Annotated in this window: 16 protein-coding genes; 9 read left to right on the forward strand and 7 right to left on the reverse strand. The window is 66.6% G+C overall.

Going from position 1 to position 18,131, the window contains the following annotated elements:
* Window positions 1-330 precede the first annotated feature (330 nt).
* The 5 genes from AC56LV_RS03285 to AC56LV_RS03305 all read left to right on the forward strand — a co-directional run bounded on the left by AC56LV_RS03285 (window position 331) and on the right by AC56LV_RS03305 (window position 5,826).
* Window positions 331-1,164, forward strand: a complete 834-nt coding sequence (locus AC56LV_RS03285; protein ID WP_499555991.1) for a hypothetical protein — start codon at window positions 331-333, stop codon at window positions 1,162-1,164.
* Between the two features lie 22 nt (window positions 1,165-1,186).
* Window positions 1,187-1,615 (forward strand): hypothetical protein, encoded by a 429-nt coding sequence (locus AC56LV_RS03290; RefSeq protein ID WP_499555993.1) that lies wholly within the window; start codon window positions 1,187-1,189, stop codon window positions 1,613-1,615.
* Between the two features lie 184 nt (window positions 1,616-1,799).
* Complete coding sequence (locus AC56LV_RS03295; RefSeq protein WP_499555995.1) at window positions 1,800-2,231, forward strand: DUF2231 domain-containing protein; 432 nt, start codon at window positions 1,800-1,802, stop codon at window positions 2,229-2,231.
* Window positions 2,232-2,260: 29 nt separating this feature from the next.
* Window positions 2,261-3,520: a PQQ-dependent sugar dehydrogenase gene (locus tag AC56LV_RS03300; protein ID WP_499556773.1), complete on the forward strand. Its 1,260-nt coding sequence runs from the start codon at window positions 2,261-2,263 to the stop codon at window positions 3,518-3,520.
* A 251-nt stretch (window positions 3,521-3,771) separates the two neighbouring features.
* Window positions 3,772-5,826, forward strand: a complete 2,055-nt coding sequence (locus tag AC56LV_RS03305) for a TonB-dependent receptor (RefSeq protein ID WP_499555997.1) — start codon at window positions 3,772-3,774, stop codon at window positions 5,824-5,826.
* A gap of 5 nt (window positions 5,827-5,831) precedes the next feature.
* Here the strand turns inward: AC56LV_RS03305 and AC56LV_RS03310 are convergent, their stop codons facing one another.
* The 3 genes from AC56LV_RS03310 to AC56LV_RS03320 all read right to left on the reverse strand — a co-directional run bounded on the left by AC56LV_RS03310 (window position 5,832) and on the right by AC56LV_RS03320 (window position 7,917).
* Complete coding sequence (locus AC56LV_RS03310; RefSeq protein ID WP_499555999.1) at window positions 5,832-6,461, reverse strand: NAD(P)H-binding protein; 630 nt, start codon at window positions 6,459-6,461, stop codon at window positions 5,832-5,834.
* 106 nt (window positions 6,462-6,567) lie between these two features.
* Window positions 6,568-7,197 carry a superoxide dismutase gene (locus tag AC56LV_RS03315; protein ID WP_499556001.1) on the reverse strand — a complete coding sequence of 210 codons (630 nt, stop codon included), beginning with the start codon at window positions 7,195-7,197 and terminating at the stop codon, window positions 6,568-6,570.
* A gap of 222 nt (window positions 7,198-7,419) precedes the next feature.
* On the reverse strand, window positions 7,420-7,917 hold the full coding sequence (locus tag AC56LV_RS03320) for a nuclear transport factor 2 family protein (RefSeq protein ID WP_499556003.1): 498 nt from the start codon (window positions 7,915-7,917) through the stop codon (window positions 7,420-7,422).
* Between the two features lie 183 nt (window positions 7,918-8,100).
* Here AC56LV_RS03320 and AC56LV_RS03325 point away from each other — a divergent pair, with 183 nt between their 5' ends.
* The 3 genes from AC56LV_RS03325 to AC56LV_RS03335 all read left to right on the forward strand — a co-directional run bounded on the left by AC56LV_RS03325 (window position 8,101) and on the right by AC56LV_RS03335 (window position 13,832).
* A complete protein-coding gene (locus AC56LV_RS03325; protein ID WP_499556005.1) occupies window positions 8,101-8,439 on the forward strand; it encodes a hypothetical protein in 339 nt (112 codons plus the stop codon).
* Window positions 8,440-8,500: 61 nt separating this feature from the next.
* Window positions 8,501-10,930, forward strand: a complete 2,430-nt coding sequence (locus tag AC56LV_RS03330) for a heavy metal translocating P-type ATPase (protein WP_499556007.1) — start codon at window positions 8,501-8,503, stop codon at window positions 10,928-10,930.
* A 157-nt stretch (window positions 10,931-11,087) separates the two neighbouring features.
* Window positions 11,088-13,832 (forward strand): PAS domain S-box protein, encoded by a 2,745-nt coding sequence (locus AC56LV_RS03335; protein WP_499556009.1) that lies wholly within the window; start codon window positions 11,088-11,090, stop codon window positions 13,830-13,832.
* On the opposite strand, the gene AC56LV_RS03340 is transcribed toward AC56LV_RS03335, so the two are convergent.
* Genes AC56LV_RS03340 through AC56LV_RS03355 form a run of 4 tightly spaced genes read right to left on the reverse strand, consistent with a single transcriptional unit; the run spans window position 13,829 to window position 17,486 of the window.
* Window positions 13,829-15,241 (reverse strand): multicopper oxidase family protein, encoded by a 1,413-nt coding sequence (locus AC56LV_RS03340; RefSeq protein WP_499556011.1) that lies wholly within the window; start codon window positions 15,239-15,241, stop codon window positions 13,829-13,831. The genes AC56LV_RS03335 and AC56LV_RS03340 overlap by 4 nt on opposite strands.
* Window positions 15,238-16,629, reverse strand: coding sequence for a TolC family protein (locus tag AC56LV_RS03345; RefSeq protein ID WP_499556013.1), 1,392 nt, complete (start codon window positions 16,627-16,629; stop codon window positions 15,238-15,240). Before AC56LV_RS03345 ends, AC56LV_RS03340 begins: the two co-directional genes overlap by 4 nt.
* Entirely contained in the window at window positions 16,629-17,012 is a 384-nt protein-coding gene (locus AC56LV_RS03350; protein WP_499556015.1) for a hypothetical protein, read from the reverse strand. Before AC56LV_RS03350 ends, AC56LV_RS03345 begins: the two co-directional genes overlap by 1 nt.
* A 60-nt stretch (window positions 17,013-17,072) precedes the next feature.
* Window positions 17,073-17,486 carry a hypothetical protein gene (locus AC56LV_RS03355; protein ID WP_499556017.1) on the reverse strand — a complete coding sequence of 138 codons (414 nt, stop codon included), beginning with the start codon at window positions 17,484-17,486 and terminating at the stop codon, window positions 17,073-17,075.
* 113 nt (window positions 17,487-17,599) lie between these two features.
* Here AC56LV_RS03355 and AC56LV_RS03360 point away from each other — a divergent pair, with 113 nt between their 5' ends.
* A complete protein-coding gene (locus tag AC56LV_RS03360; protein ID WP_499556019.1) occupies window positions 17,600-18,010 on the forward strand; it encodes a hypothetical protein in 411 nt (136 codons plus the stop codon).
* Window positions 18,011-18,131 lie beyond the last annotated feature (121 nt).

Below are 18,131 nucleotides of genomic sequence, written 5' to 3' on the forward strand. Positions count from 1 at the left end.
CCCTGGGGGTGGGTCAAGCGCATCCCGGTCGGCCGGGGCAGGCGGGACAGGGCCCGCCGACTTTGTAGGCTGTAAATATCTCACGGGAAAGATGGTTTTGTAAACCTGACAATCTTTCAGTTGCACTGACGGTGATTATCTGGGTGGGCGCCGCGCTGCGCCGCTGGCCGCAGGCGCGGGAGCGGGCAGGGGACAGCAGCCACTTTGCTCATTTGAATCAGTGACTTGCAATATGTGCAGGCGCGGGAAGGTAACCGGAAGGCGCCGACGCCGGGGTTGCCATAGGATGACTCGGCACAGTGCGTACGACGCGCGCTACAGGAGAGCACGATGAAACCCCCCGCATTGTCACTCATCACCGGAACACCGGCCGTCGCCAATGCGCCACGGCCATGCTCCGATGACGTCGTCCGCGAGGCCTTGCAGCGTGTGGTGACGAGCAAGCGATTTGCCAAGGCGCGCCGCTGCACGGCGCTGCTCAACTATCTGGTCGAGCGCGTGCTGCTGTGCGACGAGACGGCTGCCTCGCCGCCGGAACACGAGATCGGCGTTGCCGTGTTCGGCCGCGATCCGGCATCGTATCTCCCCGCAGACGATCCCATCGTCCGGGTTCAGGCCGGACGCCTGCGCCTGCGCCTGACGGCGTATTATGCGGATGAGGGCGCCGCCGATCCCTTGCGCATCACGGTGCCGCAAGGCCGTTACCACGCCCGCATCGCACTCGCCGACAGCCAGCCGGCAGGCCCCGCAAGCCGCGTCGCTGCGCCGCTGGTGCTGTTCAGCCCACTCATCTGCCTGTGCGGCGACGCGCAGGCCGCGCACTTTACTGCAGGCCTGAACGACGAACTGGGATTCCGGCTGTACCGTGAACTCCACTCGCTCAGTCTGGCAAGCGCCGACCGCGCGTCGCCGCCGGCCGACCGGCCCCGCGCCCTCTACCTGCTCGAGGGCGCCGTGCGCCAGGACGCCCTGCTGCTGCGGGTTTCCCTGATCCTGCGGCAGGGGGCAGGCGGGGCAGTGCTGTGGTATGCGCAGTTCGACCGTGCCCGTGACAGCGACCTGGACAGCGACAACGCCATCGGCGACCAGGAGCAGATGGCCGCGCGCTGCATGGCAGCGTTGCAGGAACACCTGCCCCGTTGCCTTTTCCTGCGAACGCTTTGAGGCGATGGCCAGGTACCGGCCCATGCTGGCCATCGTGATCAGCCACCCGCATCTGGTGGGCAGGGCCATCGACCTGCGCTTCATCCCCAGCCTCGAGACGACGGCGCTGCTGCTGCGCAAAGGCTTGCTGCTGCGCCATACGCCCAATGGCGCCGAACTGTGGTGCGATGCCGCGCAGGCATCGGCGGCAGCACAGCGTGGTGTCGTGCTGCCGCTGGTGTTCCAGGTATTCACGCGCAACGCCCGGCTGGAAGCCTGCACCGACTGGCCGGTGGCGCGCCCCCTGCGCTATGTCTGCGCTGCCGGGGAGGCGCAGATGCAGCCCGAGACCCTGGCTGGCTCGGGCGCTTCCCGCCGCCCCTTGCTGACGGTCGCGATCGACCACCGGCCGGCGCCCGATGGCGCATGCGCCGTGTACCGGATTGCACTGGCGGCGCAACGGCCTCATTGAAGGCTTCATTGAGCGCTTTATTGAAGCCCGGTGCTACGGGCGAACATCGTCTTCGCCATCGCTATGTGAACGGGATTATTGGTCGGAAGACGACGCGCAATGTGCGGCGTGCTCAACGAGGCGACAGTCAGTTGGCATAGCCGCTATAGTCTGCGTTATCAAAATTACCAATAAGGTCAACCCCATGTCTACTGTCACCACGGCCAGCGCAGGCTATGTCCGCGCGCCAGGCGTGCTCCACACGATCCTGCTCGCAGGCAGCGTGTCGCTGTTCCTCGGCGCATTGCTCAGCGATTACACCTATTACAACACCTACCAGATCCAGTGGAGCAATTTTGCTTCGTGGCTGAACGCCGGCGCCTTGCTGTTCGCCGGACTGGCGCTCGTGTTCGCGCTGGTCAATCTGCTGCGCGCCAGGCCAATGGCCGGTCGTCCATTGAACTACTTCGTGCTGCTGCTGCTGACCTTCGTGATCGGCCTGGTCAATGCTTTCCAGCATGCCAAGGATGCCTGGGCGCTCATGCCGACCGGCCTGTTGCTGTCGGTCATCGTGTTTATCCTGATTTGCATTACCGCTGTCGTAGGCCTTAACCCACGTTCGGGAGGACTGAAATGAATCGCTCGAGCGCACTTGCCCTGTTCAGCATGACCCTGCTGGCCAGCGCCTGCAGTAACGAAGCCAATACCAACCTGGCCAGCGGCCCGGATCCGAAACTGCCGGCGCCCGAGCGCGGCCTGTTCCCGAGCATGAAGATTGCCGAGCCAACCGCATGGGGCGATCAAAAGCCGACCGTGCCGGAGGGTTACAGCATCACGGCCATCGCGACCGACCTGAAGATCCCGCGCCAGATGCTGGTGCTGCCGAACGGCGACATCCTGGTGGCGGAAGGGCGTGGCGGCAGCGCGGCCAAGCTCAAACCGAAAGACGTCATTGCCGGCTACATCAAGGCGCAGGGCAACACCAAGGTCAAGGGCGGCAATCGCCTGACGTTGCTGCGCGATGCGGACGGTGATGGCCAGTACGAGCTCAAGACCGTGTTCGCCGAGAACCTGAATGCCCCATACGGCCTGGCCTTTGCCAACAACAAGCTGTACGTGGCGAACCAGGATGCGGTCGTCACCTTTGATTACCAGCCGGGTCAGACCAAGGCTGCCGCGGCGCCGGTCACGCTCACGCAGCTGCCCGCCGAGATCAACCACCACTGGACGAAAGCCATGACCATCAGCCCTGATGGCCGCTATGTCTACGTCGGTATCGGTTCGAACAGCAACATCACCGAGCGCGGCATGGAAGCCGAAGTCGACCGTGCGATGGTGTGGCAGATCGACGTGACGACGGGCGCCCACAAGCCGTACGCCACGGGCCTGCGCAACCCGACGGCGCTGGCGATGAACCCGGAAACGGGCCAGCTGTGGTCAGTCGTGAACGAGCGCGACGAGCTGGGCCCGGATCTGGTGCCGGATTACCTGACGTCGGTGAAAGAGGGCGGCTTCTATGGCTGGCCGTACAGCTACTGGGGCCAGAACGTCGACCCGCGCGTGATGCCGCCGAACCCGAAAAAGGTGGCGGCTGCGATCAAGCCGGACTATGGCCTTGGCTCGCACGTCGCGGCGCTGGGTCTGCACTTCTCGCTGCCGACGATGGGCGCAAAATTTGCTAATGGCGCGTTTGTCGGCGAACACGGCAGCTGGAACCGCGACAATCCGGTGGGCTACAAGGTGATCTTCGTGCCGTTCGCCAACGGTCGTCCAGCCGGCGCGGCAATCGACTTCGCCACCGGCTTCCGGGATGCCAATGGCAAGACGCGTGGCCGTCCGGTCGGTGTCACGGTCGATCCGCGCGGCGCGCTGATCATTGCGGACGACCTGGCCAATACGGTGTGGCGCGTGGTGCCGAACCGCTGATCTGCCTCTAGAGCAACTGCCGCAGTCCGGATGACGCCAAGCCTGGCATCATCCGCACTGCGGTTTTTTTCGCCTTTTACTTTGTGGTACTGCACGGCGCGTGCGTTTTCGGACTTCGGGAAGTCGAACTGAGTTTGAGAACAGGACATACCCGGCACCATCCGGCATATTGCCATCCCTACTGATAATGGTTTATCATTATTGACTCAGCAAGCATTGCCGCTTGCGCTGTCCATGACAAGGTCTTTCTGATGACATTCAAGCTCCTTCCTGTTGCCCATGCACTTGCTCTGGCAACCCTCGGTTCCACGTTCGCCCACGCCGCCGATCCCGCGATCGTCATGGGCGAGGTGCGCGTCAGCGCCCAGCGCGATGCCGGCGCCCTGCGTTCGAGCCGCGTCCTGACATCGGTCGATGTGCTGGGCGCGGACAAGATCGAAGACAAGAACGTGACCAATAGCTGGGAGCTCGTTGGCCAATTGCCTGGTGTGCAGCTGACCGAAACGCGGATGGGCGCCGAATCGGGCAAGGCGAGTTTTCGCGCATTCAATGGCGAAGGCTATATCAATGGCATCAAGGTGCTGATCGACGGCATCCCGAGCAATGTCAACAGCGGCAACCAGCGCTTCATCGACATGATCTTTCCGCTCGAAGTCGACTATATCGAGGTGGTGCGCGGCACGAACGACCCGCGCTATGGCCTGCACAATATCGGTGGCAACCTGAATATCGGCACGCGCCAGGGCGGCAATTATTTCGACAGCCGGTTCACCTACGGCAGCTTCAACACGCGCGAAGTGCAGGCCGCATATGGCCGCGAAGCCGATGGCTTTGCACAAAACTATTTCGTGGCCAGGCAGCTGACTGACAGCTACCGCGCGAACGGCGACTCCAACAAATACACGGTCGGCGGCAAGTGGTTCGTCACCTCGGACGACAAGGCGGTCACGGCCGGCCTGGTCGTGCGCACCTACCAGCACGCGTCGGGCGAGCCGGGCTTCCTGACTGCGGCGGAACTGGACGCCGACCGCCGCCAGTCACCGCGCAAGAACGCCAATGACAAGACCGACCGCGACATGCACCATGCCAGCGCGCACCTGGACTGGCACATCACGCCGAACGCGTTCCTCAGCAACAAGCTGTACTACAACGAATACAAGGACGACCGCCGCGTCACCTTTACCAGCAATCCCGAAGGTAATGCACCGCGCCAGCGCCGTCTATGGGATGAAGAGCAGCTCGGTTTCATGAGCACCCTGACATGGCGGGCGAACGAGCGCGTCACGGTCGACGGCGGTGTGAATACCGAGCGCCAGGACAACGGCTACCGCCGCCTGCGCTACAACTTCGCCATCCCGACGGACTTCACGACGCCGGCCCGCATCCAGAACGATGACCGCTACAAGTTCAACAATGTCGGTGCCTATGTGCAGGCGGTGATCAAGGCAACGGACACCATCCAGCTCGTGCCGGGCTACCGCGTTGACCGCTTCACGGGCAACCAGCCGCTGGCGGGTGGCACGAGCGCGGGATTGCAGGATTACGGCTGGATCAAGCAGCCCAAGTTCAGCATGGTCTGGAGTCCGGCGACGGACGTCAGCGTGTATGGCAACTGGGGCCGCACGTTCCAGATCCTGACGGGTTCCGTGGGGCCGGCCTACCTGGTGCCGGGCCAGACGCCTTTCGACGCGTCGGTCAATACCGGCAAGGAAGTCGGCGTCAAGCTCAAGCCCACCACGCGCAGCGACCTGCGCCTGGCGATCTGGCGCCAGGATGCCACCGGCGAAGTGGCGAATATGCCGGCCACCGGCACTACGGTCGGGCTGGGCGAGACGCGCCGTGAAGGTCTCGACTTCCAGCTGTCGGGCAAGGTCACCGACAAGCTCGAACTGTCGCTGTCGCACTCGCTGCAAAAGGCGGAAGTGCTCAAGGCCACGGGCGCGAATGGCGTCTCGCTGGCCGGCAAGGAAGTGTTCTCGACGCCGCGCCACATCACCAATGTCAGCCTGGACTACAAGCATTCGGACAGCTGGCGCTTCGGCCTGCAGGGCCGTTCGCAGGGCAGCTACTACATCGACAATCCGAACGAGCAAGGCAAGTTCGGCGGCTTCGTGCTGTTCGACGCCAATGTGCGCTACGCGATCTCGCCACGCACCAGCATCGATGTCCAGGTCAAGAACATCGCCGACCGCAATTACGAGTACGCGTGGTACGACAATTTCTTCTGGCCGGCAAGCCAGGCGCAGCCGATGTTCTCATCGGGCAATGGCCGCGCCGCGTATATTTCACTGAACGTGAAGTTGTAGGCTGCTCAGGCCAGCTGCTCCGAGCTGACGATGTGCATGCCCGGGCGCGCCTGCAGTGCGGCGTCGATCAGGGCGTGCGCAATGCGCGGGGCAGGGTTGATGCGCCAGCGGCGCGGCAGCACCGGCCCGAGCAGTCCCAGTATGATGCCGGACACGCGTTCGCCCGGGCGCTGTTCCCGGCGCTCTCCGCCAATCAGGCCCGGCCGCACATGGGTCAGCGACGCGAATCCCAGCCCGGCCAGATCGCGTTCGAGTTCGCCCTTGACGCGGTTGTAGAAAAAACGTGCGCCGGGATCGGCGCCGATGGCCGAGTTCAGCACATGACACGGTGTGCCGTGCTGGCGCGCCAGTCTGGCCACGGCCAGCGGATAATCGTGGTCCACGCGCCGGAACGCAGCTTGCGAACCGGCGCTGCGCATCGTCGTGCCCAGCGTGCAGATGACAGCGTCGGCCTGCCACCAGGCGGCGTCCAGCGGCAAGGCGTCGAAGTCGACGACGGGCGCCTGCAGTTTCGGGTGCGCCGGCAGCGGACGCCGCGTGGGCGCCACCACCGACGTGACCTTCGGGTCGGCCAGCGCCATCTCCAGCACGTGGCTTCCAACCAGTCCGCTCGATCCAGCCAGCAGCAGTTTCATTGGTGTCCCTTAATGTAAGTGTATGCAGGCGTAAACGGCGCGAGGCCGGCGTCATGGCCGGCCTCGCGTGTGAAGCAAGGCCTGCATGGCAGGCCCGGGCACCGGCTTATTTTGCCAGTGCTTCTTCGTAGCGGCGTTCGACTTCCGCCCAGTTGATGATGTTGAAGAAGGCCGCGATGTAGTCAGGGCGCTTGTTCTGGTATTGCAGGTAGTACGCGTGTTCCCACACGTCCAGGCCGAGGATTGGCGTGCCGCCCGACATGCCGGCGAACTGGCCCATCAGCGGGCTGTCCTGGTTGGCGCTGCTTTCGACCAGCAGCTTGCCGTCCTTGCCGACGGTCAGCCAGGCCCAGCCGCTACCGAAGCGGGTCTGCGCCGCCTTGGTGAAGGCATCCTTGAACTTCTCGTAACCGCCCAGGTCGTCTTCGATTGCCTGTGCGACCTTGCCGGTTGGCTGGCCGCCTTCGGGCGTCAGCACGGTCCAGAACAGCGCATGGTTGGCGTGACCGCCGCCATTGTTGCGCACGGCGCCCTGGACGGCTTGCGGCAGGCTGCCGATGTCGGCGATCAGCTGCTCGACCGGCATCTCGGCGACGCCAGCTTCGCTCAGCGCGTTGTTGACGTTGGTGATGTAGGCCTGATGGTGCTTCGTGTGGTGGATTTCCATCGTGCGCGAATCGAAATGCGGCTCGAGGGCATCGTAGGCGTAAGGCAGTGGTGGCAATGCGTATGGCATGATCATTCTCCGTTCAGATGGTTGGGAACACTGTTCCGGTATGAAGCGAGGCACCAGGGCCATGTTCGTCACGGCCCGGCGTCGTGCATGTGCTGGTCAACGTGGGATGGGCAACGCACACCCCGGGGCACCCGCTGAAACCTGTTCAGCGTGCGCCCTGACTTGTCCAGAATACCAGCATCTGCAATTGGCTGCCGCGCAGGGTGAGCGCGAAGGCACTGATCAACGTGCTGGCCGGATCTCGGTACTCTGCATCATCGTGTTGCGCCAGCCGTCGGTCTGCAGCTGCCAGACGCGGACATAGCGCCCGCGAAACTCGCGCGGCCCGCCGGCTGGCTGCAGATCGGCCTGCATGCGGCCGCGGATGATGGCTGTGTGGCCGCTGTCGAGCAACTGGATTTCCATGCTCACATTGCTGTACGAGCGAAACTCGTAGTCGTCGCGCGCCAGTACCTGCATGAATTCGCTGCGCGTGCGCACGCGGCCATTGGTTTCGACGTGATAGTAGTCGGTGGCGATCAGGTCGCGCAGGGCATCGACATCGCGTGTGGCGACGGCCTCCGCAAGGTGCCGTTCGGCATCGCGCAGCGCCACGATCAGTGGCGACTGCGCGGTCGTAACGGCGAGGCCGGGCGGCGCGCCCAGCAGCGGCACGTGCGCCGTCGCGGTGCCCGAGGCAAGTGCACATGACAGGATTAGAGCGGACGGCAGGGCGCGCATGATGACTGGTCCATTGAAGCTGTATGCCAGTATATGAACTCTGGCACGTTACGAATGTAACAGAATGTTTCAGGAAAAACCCGTTTTTGCATGCGTGATTGCAAGCGTGGCTGTCATCGGGCCGGCAATAGGACTACACTGGCGGCTCCGGCACGATTGGCCGGCGACTTACCGGAGCATTTCATGACAATGGCAGGCGGCGGGGACGCCCCTCCGAACGACGGCGCACTGCGCGCGTCGATGGGCATCGACGCCGTGCGCGTCGCGCTGGCAACGGCGATGATCCTGCTCGTTCCCCTGGCCGGGATGCAGTTCGCGCATGGTGTTCAGTGGACCGGCTTCGATTTTACGGTGGCCGCAGTGTTGCTGGCCAGCGCTGGCTGGACGTGTCTGCGCACGGGCCGCCGTGTCGCGCGCCTGGTCCTGTGGCAGCGCGTTGCCGTCATCGGCGTGCTGATGCTGGTGTTTGCCACGCTGTGGGTCGAGCTCGCGGTGGGCGTGCTGTTCAACTTCGGCAGCTAACCTCAGGCAGACTTTACGAGGGTGTTGACCTTCCCGTAGTGGGAAGGTTTATCCTTGTCGGATGGATGCCAATACTACCTCTCCCGCACAGCCGCCGGTCACACTGGCGATCGATGGCATGACCTGCGCCTCCTGCGTGGCGCGCGTCGAAAAAGCCCTGGCACACGTCCCTGGCGTCACGGGCGCCAGTGTCAACCTGGCCACCGAAAAGGCCCGCATTGACGGCGCTGCGCCACCGGCAGCACTGGTGGCCGCCGTCGAAGCGGCCGGTTACGCGGCCCGCATCGAGACGGCTGATGCGCCGCCCGCGCCCGTCAAGACCGGCGCCGCCACCTGGTGGCCGGTCGCCGTCGGCGCGCTCTTGTCCATCCCGCTGGTGTTGCCGATGTTCCTGGCGCCGTTTGGCATCGACGCGATGCTGCCGGGCTGGATGCAGTGGCTGCTGGCCACGCCCGTGCAATTCTGGCTCGGCGCGCGTTTCTACCGCGCTGGCTGGAGCGCGCTGCGCGCCCGCGCCGGCAATATGGACTTGCTCGTTGCGATCGGCACCAGCGCCGCCTACGGCCTGTCGCTGTACCTGCTGCTGACGCAGAGCGGGCATGCTGTACCCCACCTGTATTTCGAGTCGTCCGCCGTCGTCATCACCCTGGTGCTGCTCGGCAAATGGCTGGAAGGCCGTGCCCGCCGCCAGACGATCGAGGCACTGGGCGCGCTGGAGCGCCTGCAGCCCGCCGACGCCCTCGTGCGCCGCGATGGCGCCGATGTGCGCGTGCCGTTGGCGGCCTTGCGCGTGGGTGACGTCATGGTGGTCAAGCCCGGCGAGCGGGTACCGGCCGATGGCGTCGTGCTCGAGGGCCTGAGCCACGTCGACGAGTCGCTGCTGACCGGCGAGAGTCTGCCACTGGCCAAGGGACCGCTTGACGCGGTCGTGGGCGGCGCCGTGAACGCGGAGGGCCTGTTGCTGGTGCGCGCCAGCGCCGTCGGCAGCGCCACGACGCTTGCGCAGATCATCCGCATGGTCGAAGACGCGCAGGCGGCCAAGGCGCCGATCCAGCGCCTGGTTGACCGCGTCAGCGCCGTGTTCGTACCGGTAGTGCTGGCCATTTCGCTCGTCACGCTGCTGGCCTGGGGCGTGGGCACGGGTGACTGGCAGGGCGCGCTGCTCAACGCGGTGGCCGTGATGGTGATTGCGTGTCCGTGCGCGCTGGGCCTGGCCACGCCGACGGCGATCATGGTCGGTACCGGCGTGGCCGCGCGCCATGGCATTTTGATCAAGGACGCCGAGGCACTGGAAACGGCGCACGCCGTCGATGTCGTCGTGTTCGACAAGACCGGCACCCTGACCGAAGGCCGCCCGCAGTTGCTGGCGCTGGAAGGGCCAGACCCAACGCGCCTGCTCACGCTGGCCGCTGCGGTCCAGCAAACCAGCGCCCATCCGCTCGCGCGCGCCGTGCTGGACGAAGTGGCGCGGCGCGCGCTGCCCGTGCCGGATGCGACCGACGGGCGCGCGCTGCCGGGCCGCGGCGTGCAAGCCGGCGTCGACGGCGCGACGATCCTGCTTGGCAACCGGCGCCTGATGAACGAACTCGGCGTACCGGCCGGCAAGGCAGAAGCGCATGAAGCGGCCGGACGCACCGTGTCCTGGCTGGCCGAGCGGCGCGGCGACGCCGTCACCGTGCTTGGCCTGCTCGCGTTCGGCGACCGTCTCAAGCCCGGCGCGCAGGACGCCGTCGCACGACTGGTTGCGCGCGGCATCACGCCCGTGCTTCTCACCGGCGACAGCGCCGGGGCCGCGCAGGGCGTGGCGCGCGCGCTCGGCATCACGCGCGTGCATGCCGAGGTGCTGCCAGCCGACAAGGCCGACGTCATCGCGGCGCTGCGCCAGGCTGGCCGCACGGTCGCCATGATCGGTGACGGCATCAACGATGCACCGGCGCTGGCCGCCGCCGATGTCGGCATGGCGATGGCGACCGGGACCGACGTCGCGATGCACAGCGCCGGCATCACGCTGATGCGGGGCGATCCGATGCTGGTGGCCGACGCGCTCGACGTCTCGCAGCGTACCTGGCGCAAGATTCGCCAGAACCTCGGCTGGGCCTTCGTCTATAACCTGATCGGCGTGCCGCTGGCCGCCTTCGGCCTGCTCAATCCGGTGCTGGCCGGCGCCGCGATGGCGCTCAGTTCGGTCAGCGTCGTGGCCAACGCATTGCTGCTGCGCCGCTGGCGCGCGGCGCCCCATTCCACCCCCACCACCGGGGCGCCCGTGCCCCCAACCAAAGGAGAGATTCCCATGTATGAATTGACTGTTGCCGACATGACCTGCAAGCACTGTGTTGGCCGCGTGACGGCCGCCGTCCACGCCGTCGACCCGGCCGCCACGGTGAACATTGATCTTGCCAGCGGCAAGGTCCGCATCGACAGCGCTGCCGAATTGGCGCCGCTGGCGGCGGCCATTGACGGCGCTGGTTACCCCGTGACGACCGGCACCTGAGGCAGGCCGTAAGCTTGGTCCAGTGCGTTTCCTGGACGATAAGCGGATAAATACGCGCCAAACAATATTCATTTAGGCTATATTTTGTAGAAAGAACAATACAGAAAACTGTGCATCTCCGACAGACCTCGTCAGCGGAATCCTCATGAGAGATGGTGTGCTCGCAGAACCGATCGACCTGGTCAAGCATCCGCCGGGCAGCGCCCAGCTGCGCTGGGCCGTCATGGTGCTGGCGGCACTGGGGCTGCTGTTTGCGGTCCTGGTGCCGGCAGCCGGCGTGCCCTTGCCACATGCGCCGGAATTCCTGCCGATCTATCTGTCGACACTGATCGCCAGTAATTTCGTCACCGGCATCCTGCTGCTCGGTCATGTCCACACGCGGCGCTCGCTGGCCCTGGGCATTCTTGCGCTCGGCTATCTGTTCACGGCGCTGATCGCCGGCGCCCACATGCTCACGTTCCACGGCCTGCTCGGTGACAAAGGCGTCCTCGGCGGGAATCTTCAGACCTCCGCCTGGCTGCACGCGGCCTGGCACGCGCTGTATCCGCTGTTCGTGCTCGGCTATTCGCGCAGCGCGCGCGGGCGCCTGGCCGGGGCGCCGCTGCCGCCACACTTCATGCGCATCGGCGCGCTGCTGACCGCGCTGTTCGTGTCGCTGCTGGTGCTGGTTGGCACGACCGGCGCGCCGTATCTGCCCAGGCTGATCGACGGCACGCGTACCTTGCCGCTCTACCATGGCATCTCGGCGGCGATACTTGCGCTGTCGGTCTACGTGCTGTACGCCACGGTGCAAAAGCGCCCGCGCACCGTGCTCGATGTCTGGCTGACGGTGGCGATGGCGGCATGGGTGTTCGAAGTGGGCCTGTCCTGCGTGTTCAATAGTGGTCTCTACGACCTCGGTTTCTATGCGGGTCGCGTGTACGGACTGTCCACGTCGCTGTTCGTGCTGGGCGCGCTGGTGATCGACAATATCGCGCTGCATGCGCGCCTGCATGCGACGTTCCAGGAAATGATTGAAACGCGTGCCCACGCGCAGTGGCAAAGCCTGCTCGGCACCGTGTTGCGCCAGTTGCCCGACGGTGTGCTGATCGTCGATGCCCAGGGCCGCTGCGTGATGGCGAACGACCAGGCTACGCAGATGGCGCGCCACTTCGGGGCCGACGGCGTCAAGGGCATGCTGGAGCTGATCTGCGAACCGGTCGCACGCGCAATCGGCGGCCGGGCCTTTGACGATGCCATGATCGAGAGCGTGCAGGGCGGCGCGCGCCGTGTGTACGCGGTCAGCGGCGCGCCGCTGCGCGAGAGCGCCGCCGAACTGGCCTCCGCCGTGATCGTCATCGACGACATCACCGAGCGCACCGAGGCCAGTGCAGCGCTGGCACGGGCGCTGGACCAGACCCGCTACCTGATCGAGAACACTCCGCTGGCCGTGATCGAATGGGACCGCGACCTGGTCATCACGCTGTGGAACCGCCGCGCCGAAGAATTGTTCGGCTGGTCCGCAGGCGAGGCCATCGGCCAGCGGATCGACGGCATCGGCATGATCCACGAGGGCGACGCCAACCAGGTCGACACGATGATTGCGCGCCTGATCAACTCCGGCACGCGCTACGCCAAGTCGGCCAACCGCAACCGCACCCGCGATGGGCGCGCGCTGTGCTGCGAATGGTACAACTCGGTGCTGGTCGACGAGGCAGGCGAGATCCAGACTGTGTTCTCGCTGGTGCTGGACGTGTCCGAGCGCGAAGCGGCGATGCACAGCCTGCGCGAGGCCGACGGGCGCAAGGACGTCTATATCGCCACGCTGGCGCACGAGCTGCGCAATCCGCTCGCGCCGATCGCCAATGCGGCCTCACTATTGCGCAGCAAGGCGCTGGCGCCGGAACGCATCGAATGGATCGCGGCCATGGTGGCGCGCCAGACCGACCAGATGGCGCGCCTGCTCGACGACCTGCTGGACGTATCGCGCATCAGCCGCGGCAAGATCGAACTGCGCCGCGTGCGCGTGGACCTGGGCCGCTTGCTGCGCGAAACGCTGCAAACGAGCATGCCGCTGATCGAGGCCGGGCGCCACCAGGTGGCGCTGCGTGTGGCCGACGAACCGCTCTGGGTCGACGCCGATCCGCTGCGCCTGACGCAGGTGTTCGCCAACCTGATCACGAATGCGGCCAAGTACACGCCGCCCGGCGGCGGTCTCGAGCTGGGCTTGCGGCGCGAAGACAACCAGGCCGTGGCCTGGGTGGCCGACAGCGGCGTGGGGCTGGCGCCCGACATGCTCGAACGCGTGTTCGATCCGTTCGTGCAGGCCGGCAGCGCCAGTCACCTGGCGCAGGGCGGCCTGGGGATCGGTTTGTCGCTGGCCAAGGGCTTCGTCGAGCTGCATGGCGGCAGCATCCGGGCCGACAGCGACGGTCCGGGCCACGGCGCGACCTTCCTCGTGCGCCTGCACCTGTGCGAGGAGCCGGCCATGGCGCCGGGTGAGGTGCTTCCCGTGCCTGACGGCGCTGCGCTGGGCAAGCATATTCTGGTGGCCGACGACAATGTGGATGCGGCGGAATCGCTGGCCTGGCTGCTGCGTTCCGAAGGCGCCACTGTGATGGTGGCGCACGATGGCGCAGAAGCGCTGCGCCTGCACCGTGAACGGCCGGCCCGGATCGCGGTGCTCGACCTGGGCATGCCGCATATGGATGGGCTGGAACTGGCGGGCATGCTGGCCCAGGATGCGCCGCGCCCCTACCTGGTGGCCGTGACGGGGCGCGGCAGAAAGGAAGACCGGGCCGCCTCGCTGGCGGCCGGCTTCGACGAGCACTTCACGAAACCGGTCGCACCGCAGCAGCTGATCGCGCTGCTGCGCAAGGTGCCTGAGGTGTCCGAGGCGCCCGAGGCGCCTGCAGCAGGTTAATGGTGCTCGTGCCCCGTCATGTCCTTTGCGCCGGGCTTGCGCGCATCCATGGCCTGGCCGGCCGGCGCCGGCGCCGGGCGGGCGTCGGGTGCGCGTGGCGCTGGCGGTAGCGTGCCAGCCCCATCACCCGTCCATTCGCGCGCGACCGTGCCGGCCGGATGCCGGTACCAGCCAGGGTCGCTGTAATCGCCGCGTTTGAGGCCTTCGCGCACCTTGAGCACCGTGAACATGCCGCCCATCTCCAGGTTGCCGAACGGGCCGTCGCCGCTCATCATCGGCAGCGTGTTGGCCGGCAGCGGCATTTTCATGTCGCCCATCGAGCCGCCCTTGTCGCCCATAACCATATAGCCGGGCACCAGCTTGTTGATCTTCTCGGCCACGCCCCGATGGTCGACGCCGATCAGCGTTGGCACGTCATGGCCCATCGCGTTCATCGTGTGGTGCGATTTATGGCAGTGGAAGGCCCAGTCGCCCGGCGCATCGGCCACGAACTCAATGGCGCGCATCTGGCCGACGGCGACGTCGGTCGTCACCTCGGGCCAGCGCGCCGACTTCGGCACCCAGCCGCCATCGGTGCCAGCGACCTCGAAGCGGTGTCCATGCAGGTGGATCGGGTGGTTCGTCATCGTCAGGTTGCCAACGCGAATGCGTACCTTGTCGCCCAGGCGCGCGACCATCGGGTCCAGGCCCGGGAACACGCGGCTGTTGATGGTCCACAGGTTGAAGTCGAGCATCGTGTTGGTGCGCGGGGTATAGCTGCCCGGTTCGATGTCGTACGACGACAGCAGCATCACGTAATCGCGATCGACGGCGTGCTGGCGCGGGTTCTTCGGGTGCGTGACCCAGAAACCCATCATCCCCATCGCCATCTGCTGCATCTCGTCAGCGTGCGGGTGGTACATGAAGGTGCCCGCATGGCGCGCGACGAATTCGTAGACGAACGTTTTGCCGGGCTGGATGCCGGGCTGGGTCAGGCCCGTCACGCCATCCATCCCGCACGGCAGCAACTGGCCGTGCCAGTGCACGCTCGTGTGCTCGGGCAGCTTGTTGGTGACAAAGATGCGCACCCGGTCGCCCTCGACCACTTCGATGGTCGGGCCCGGACTCTGGCCGTTGTAGCCCCACAGATTGACCTGCATGCCGGGCGCGAATTCGCGCACGACCGGTTCGGCCACCAGGTGGAATTCCTTGACGCCGTCCTTCATGCGCCACGGCAGCGTCCAGCCGTTGAGCGTGACGACGGGGTTGTACGGGCGCCCGCCCGTCGGGGCCAGTGGCGCGGCGGTGGCGCTCGACGTGTGGGTCGGGGCTTCCGGCAGCGACGCCGCGCCGGCGCGGCTCACGAGCGAGGCACCCAGTGCCGTAATGCCGGCGCCGGCGCCAGTCAGGAACGATCTGCGGTTGGTCATTGTGGAGTGTCCTTCGTATCAGTGGTCGACGGCGCCGGCAGGCGCGTGCCGATGGCGGTTTCCAGGTCAACCTGGGCCAGCCAGAAATCCTTCAGCGCCTCGATGGTGGCGTGGACCGCCCCAGCCTGTTCGCGCGCGTCGGCCAGCAGCTCGAACGGGCTGGCCAGCATGCCGTTGTAGCGCAGCAGCGTCTCGTCCGCGATCTGCTTGCGCAGCGGGATCACCTGGTCGCGGTAGTGACGCGCCACGTCGTAGCTGGCGCGGTAGCCGAGGTAGCCCGCGCGCGCTTCGCTGCGGGCATTGACCGCGACGGCCGCGACCTGGCCGAGCGACTGCATGTATACCGCTTCGGCGCGCGCCACGCGGGCGCCACCCCAGTCGAACAGTGGCAGCTCCAGGCCAATCTCGTAGCCATCACTCTTTGGCTCGCCCGTCTCGCGCTTGTCCGCATAGCCCAGGTCGAGCACATTGACAAAGCGCGTGGTGCGCGTGAGGCCCAGGTCGGCGGCGGTGCCGCTGGCGGCGGCGCGCGCGGCCTGCACGTCCAGGCGCTGGCTCAGCGCCGTGCGCTCGATGCCGGCCAGTTCGGCGGGCGCCGCCGGCAGGTCGGGCAAGCGCTCGGGCAGCGTGTACCTCGCTTGCGCGCCCCACAGGCCGAGCTGGCGCGTCAGATGTTCGCGCGCGGCGTTGGCCAGGCGGTCGGCGCGCAGTACGCCGGCGCCGGCTTCGGCGTGGAAGGCGGACTCGCGCGCCAGGTCCAGCGCACTGGCATTGCCGGCCTGGGTCATGCGCGCCATCAGTGAGCTCGACGCGTCGGCGGCGTCGGCCACCTGACGCGCGTAGGCCACGGCCTGGCGCGCCGCCACAGCCTCGATCCAGGCGCGCCGGGTGGCGTTGACGTGGTGCTCGATGGCGGCGGCCACGCGCAGCGTCGTTTCGTCAAGGCGCCGCGCGGCCATGCGCTGGCGCAGCGGCATGGTGAGCAGGCCCGCCAGGTCGATCGACACCGAGCGTTCGGTTTCCCGGTTGCCGCCACCGTCCATGCGCGAGAATCCGAAGCCCGGATTGCGCAGGCGCGCGGCCTGGGCCACGTCGGCCTGGGCAATGCCGGCTTCCCAGTAGGTGGCCTGCAGGCCCGGGTGGTTCAGCGCAGCGATGCGCACGGCCGCGTCCTGCGTCAGCGGCGCCTGCAGCAGCGTGTCGATCTCGCCCTGCAAGGCCTGGCGGTCGGCATCGCTGCGCAGCAGGCGCGCATCCACGCCCGTGCGTGCCTGCGCCGCAGCAGCGCTGGCTTCGAAGGCGCGCTCGGGAGCGACGCTGGCGCAGCCGGCCAGCAGCACGCCCAGGCTCAGGGCCAGCGTCGCATGCCATGAAATTGGACTTGCCATCAGTGGTGCTCCTTGTGGTCTGGCTGTGCTGGAACAGGGGCGTGGTGGTGCGCGTGCGGATCAGGGGCCGGCTTGCCATGGCCGCTGTGCGCATGTGGATCGGGCACCGGCTTGCCATGGCCTGCATGCGCGTCATGGCCGGGCTGGGCCGCCACAATGCGGTTGTGTTCCTGCCAGGTGCGGTCAGGCGTGGTGGTTGCGGCGGCGCGTGCCGGTGGCACGTACGCTGGCTGGTAGCGGGTTTCCGGGACGGCGGCGTCCGGGTCGGTGGCGCTCGCGGCCGGGGTGGCGCCGTGGCCGCTCTGCGCTACGGCAGGCGTCAGGACGCAGGCGCAGGTCAGCACGCAGGCCAGCAGCAGCTGTGGTCGGGTAAAGGTCGACATGGTTCCTCGTTCGGTGAAATGCAGTGATGCCGCGCCAGCGTGGCGCGGTGGTGTGCTGATTCAGGCGAGCGGGAAGCGGGGAGGTCGTTCGGGTAACGCGAGGTCGACTGCCTCGGGGCGGCCGGTGGCTGCCTCGATCAGCCGGGTCGACAAGGTCTGGGGCGCGGCGGGAATCGTTGGTGCGCCGGCCATGGCGGCGCCGATGCAACAGGCGGCGCAGGCGCTGCAGCGCTCCTGGTCGTGGTCCGTCGGCGCATGGTCGGTGGCCGTGGCAACCTGTGGGCCGGCATCGTGGCAGTGACCCGCCCCGGCGGCCATGTGGTGCGGCGCGCTCACGGTAGTCACGGCGCCGTGCTGCATGGCCGCATGTGTGCACGCCAGCATGCCTGCCGAAGCGATGCCCTGGAAGGGAATCGCCAGCAGCAGCAGCCACACGAGCGCGCGGCGCAGACAGACATGGACGGTTGAATTCACGCGGTAATTCTAGCATGGCGTCCGCGCAACACTGCTGTCATGAAGGCCGCCGGAAACCTTGCGGGGCAAGGGGCGCGGCTGATAGCATGCCAGGTTGATTCAATGATAATTCAATGGCAAGGGCAGGCATGGTGTTGATCGAGCGGCTGCTCGCTCTGCGACGCAGGAAGAACCGGGAAGAAGTGGCGGGCAGGGCGGCCGAAGTCATCGCGCACGTGCTGTTCGACGTTGGTGCCGACCGTTTTCTGAACGGCAGCATGCTGCTCGATCGCCAGTTCCGCCTGCGTTTCTACGCGGTGCTGCCGCCGGCGTCCGACGACATGCTGGCGGCCATCGCGCTGTGTGAGCTGCCTGAAGCGCAGCACATGCGCAGCTGCATGGCCGACGTGGCCTTCGATGCCCACGTGGTGGCCTGTCATACGCAGGGTCTGGCCGATGGCTTGATGCGCGAATTGCTCGCTTGTTCGGCCGAACTGCGGGCGCTGCCCGAGCGGCGCATCGGCGCCGTGTTCGCCTTCCGCTAGCTGCGGCGCGGATTTTGTGCGCGCTGCAGGGCGCCGTGGCGGTATGCTGGTGTTAATGACGCCACTGACGCAAAGGTCCCATCCATGTCGCATGCCGCCCGCTACCTGAACCGCCCGGCCA

It is taken from the genome of Telluria sp. RB2R28 (assembly GCF_059685835.1).

Coding starts and splice junctions, on each gene's coding strand:
- AC56LV_RS03285 (WP_499555991.1), top strand. CDS start 331: ATGAAACCCCCCGCATTGTCACTCATCACCGGAACACCGGCCGTCGCC.
- AC56LV_RS03290 (WP_499555993.1), top strand. CDS start 1,187: ATGCTGGCCATCGTGATCAGCCACCCGCATCTGGTGGGCAGGGCCATC.
- AC56LV_RS03295 (WP_499555995.1), top strand. CDS start 1,800: ATGTCTACTGTCACCACGGCCAGCGCAGGCTATGTCCGCGCGCCAGGC.
- AC56LV_RS03300 (WP_499556773.1), top strand. CDS start 2,261: ATGACCCTGCTGGCCAGCGCCTGCAGTAACGAAGCCAATACCAACCTG.
- AC56LV_RS03305 (WP_499555997.1), top strand. CDS start 3,772: ATGACATTCAAGCTCCTTCCTGTTGCCCATGCACTTGCTCTGGCAACC.
- AC56LV_RS03310 (WP_499555999.1), bottom strand. CDS start 6,461: ATGAAACTGCTGCTGGCTGGATCGAGCGGACTGGTTGGAAGCCACGTG.
- AC56LV_RS03315 (WP_499556001.1), bottom strand. CDS start 7,197: ATGCCATACGCATTGCCACCACTGCCTTACGCCTACGATGCCCTCGAG.
- AC56LV_RS03320 (WP_499556003.1), bottom strand. CDS start 7,917: ATGCGCGCCCTGCCGTCCGCTCTAATCCTGTCATGTGCACTTGCCTCG.
- AC56LV_RS03325 (WP_499556005.1), top strand. CDS start 8,101: ATGACAATGGCAGGCGGCGGGGACGCCCCTCCGAACGACGGCGCACTG.
- AC56LV_RS03330 (WP_499556007.1), top strand. CDS start 8,501: ATGGATGCCAATACTACCTCTCCCGCACAGCCGCCGGTCACACTGGCG.
- AC56LV_RS03340 (WP_499556011.1), bottom strand. CDS start 15,241: ATGACCAACCGCAGATCGTTCCTGACTGGCGCCGGCGCCGGCATTACG.
- AC56LV_RS03345 (WP_499556013.1), bottom strand. CDS start 16,629: ATGGCAAGTCCAATTTCATGGCATGCGACGCTGGCCCTGAGCCTGGGC.
- AC56LV_RS03350 (WP_499556015.1), bottom strand. CDS start 17,012: ATGTCGACCTTTACCCGACCACAGCTGCTGCTGGCCTGCGTGCTGACC.
- AC56LV_RS03360 (WP_499556019.1), top strand. CDS start 17,600: ATGGCAAGGGCAGGCATGGTGTTGATCGAGCGGCTGCTCGCTCTGCGA.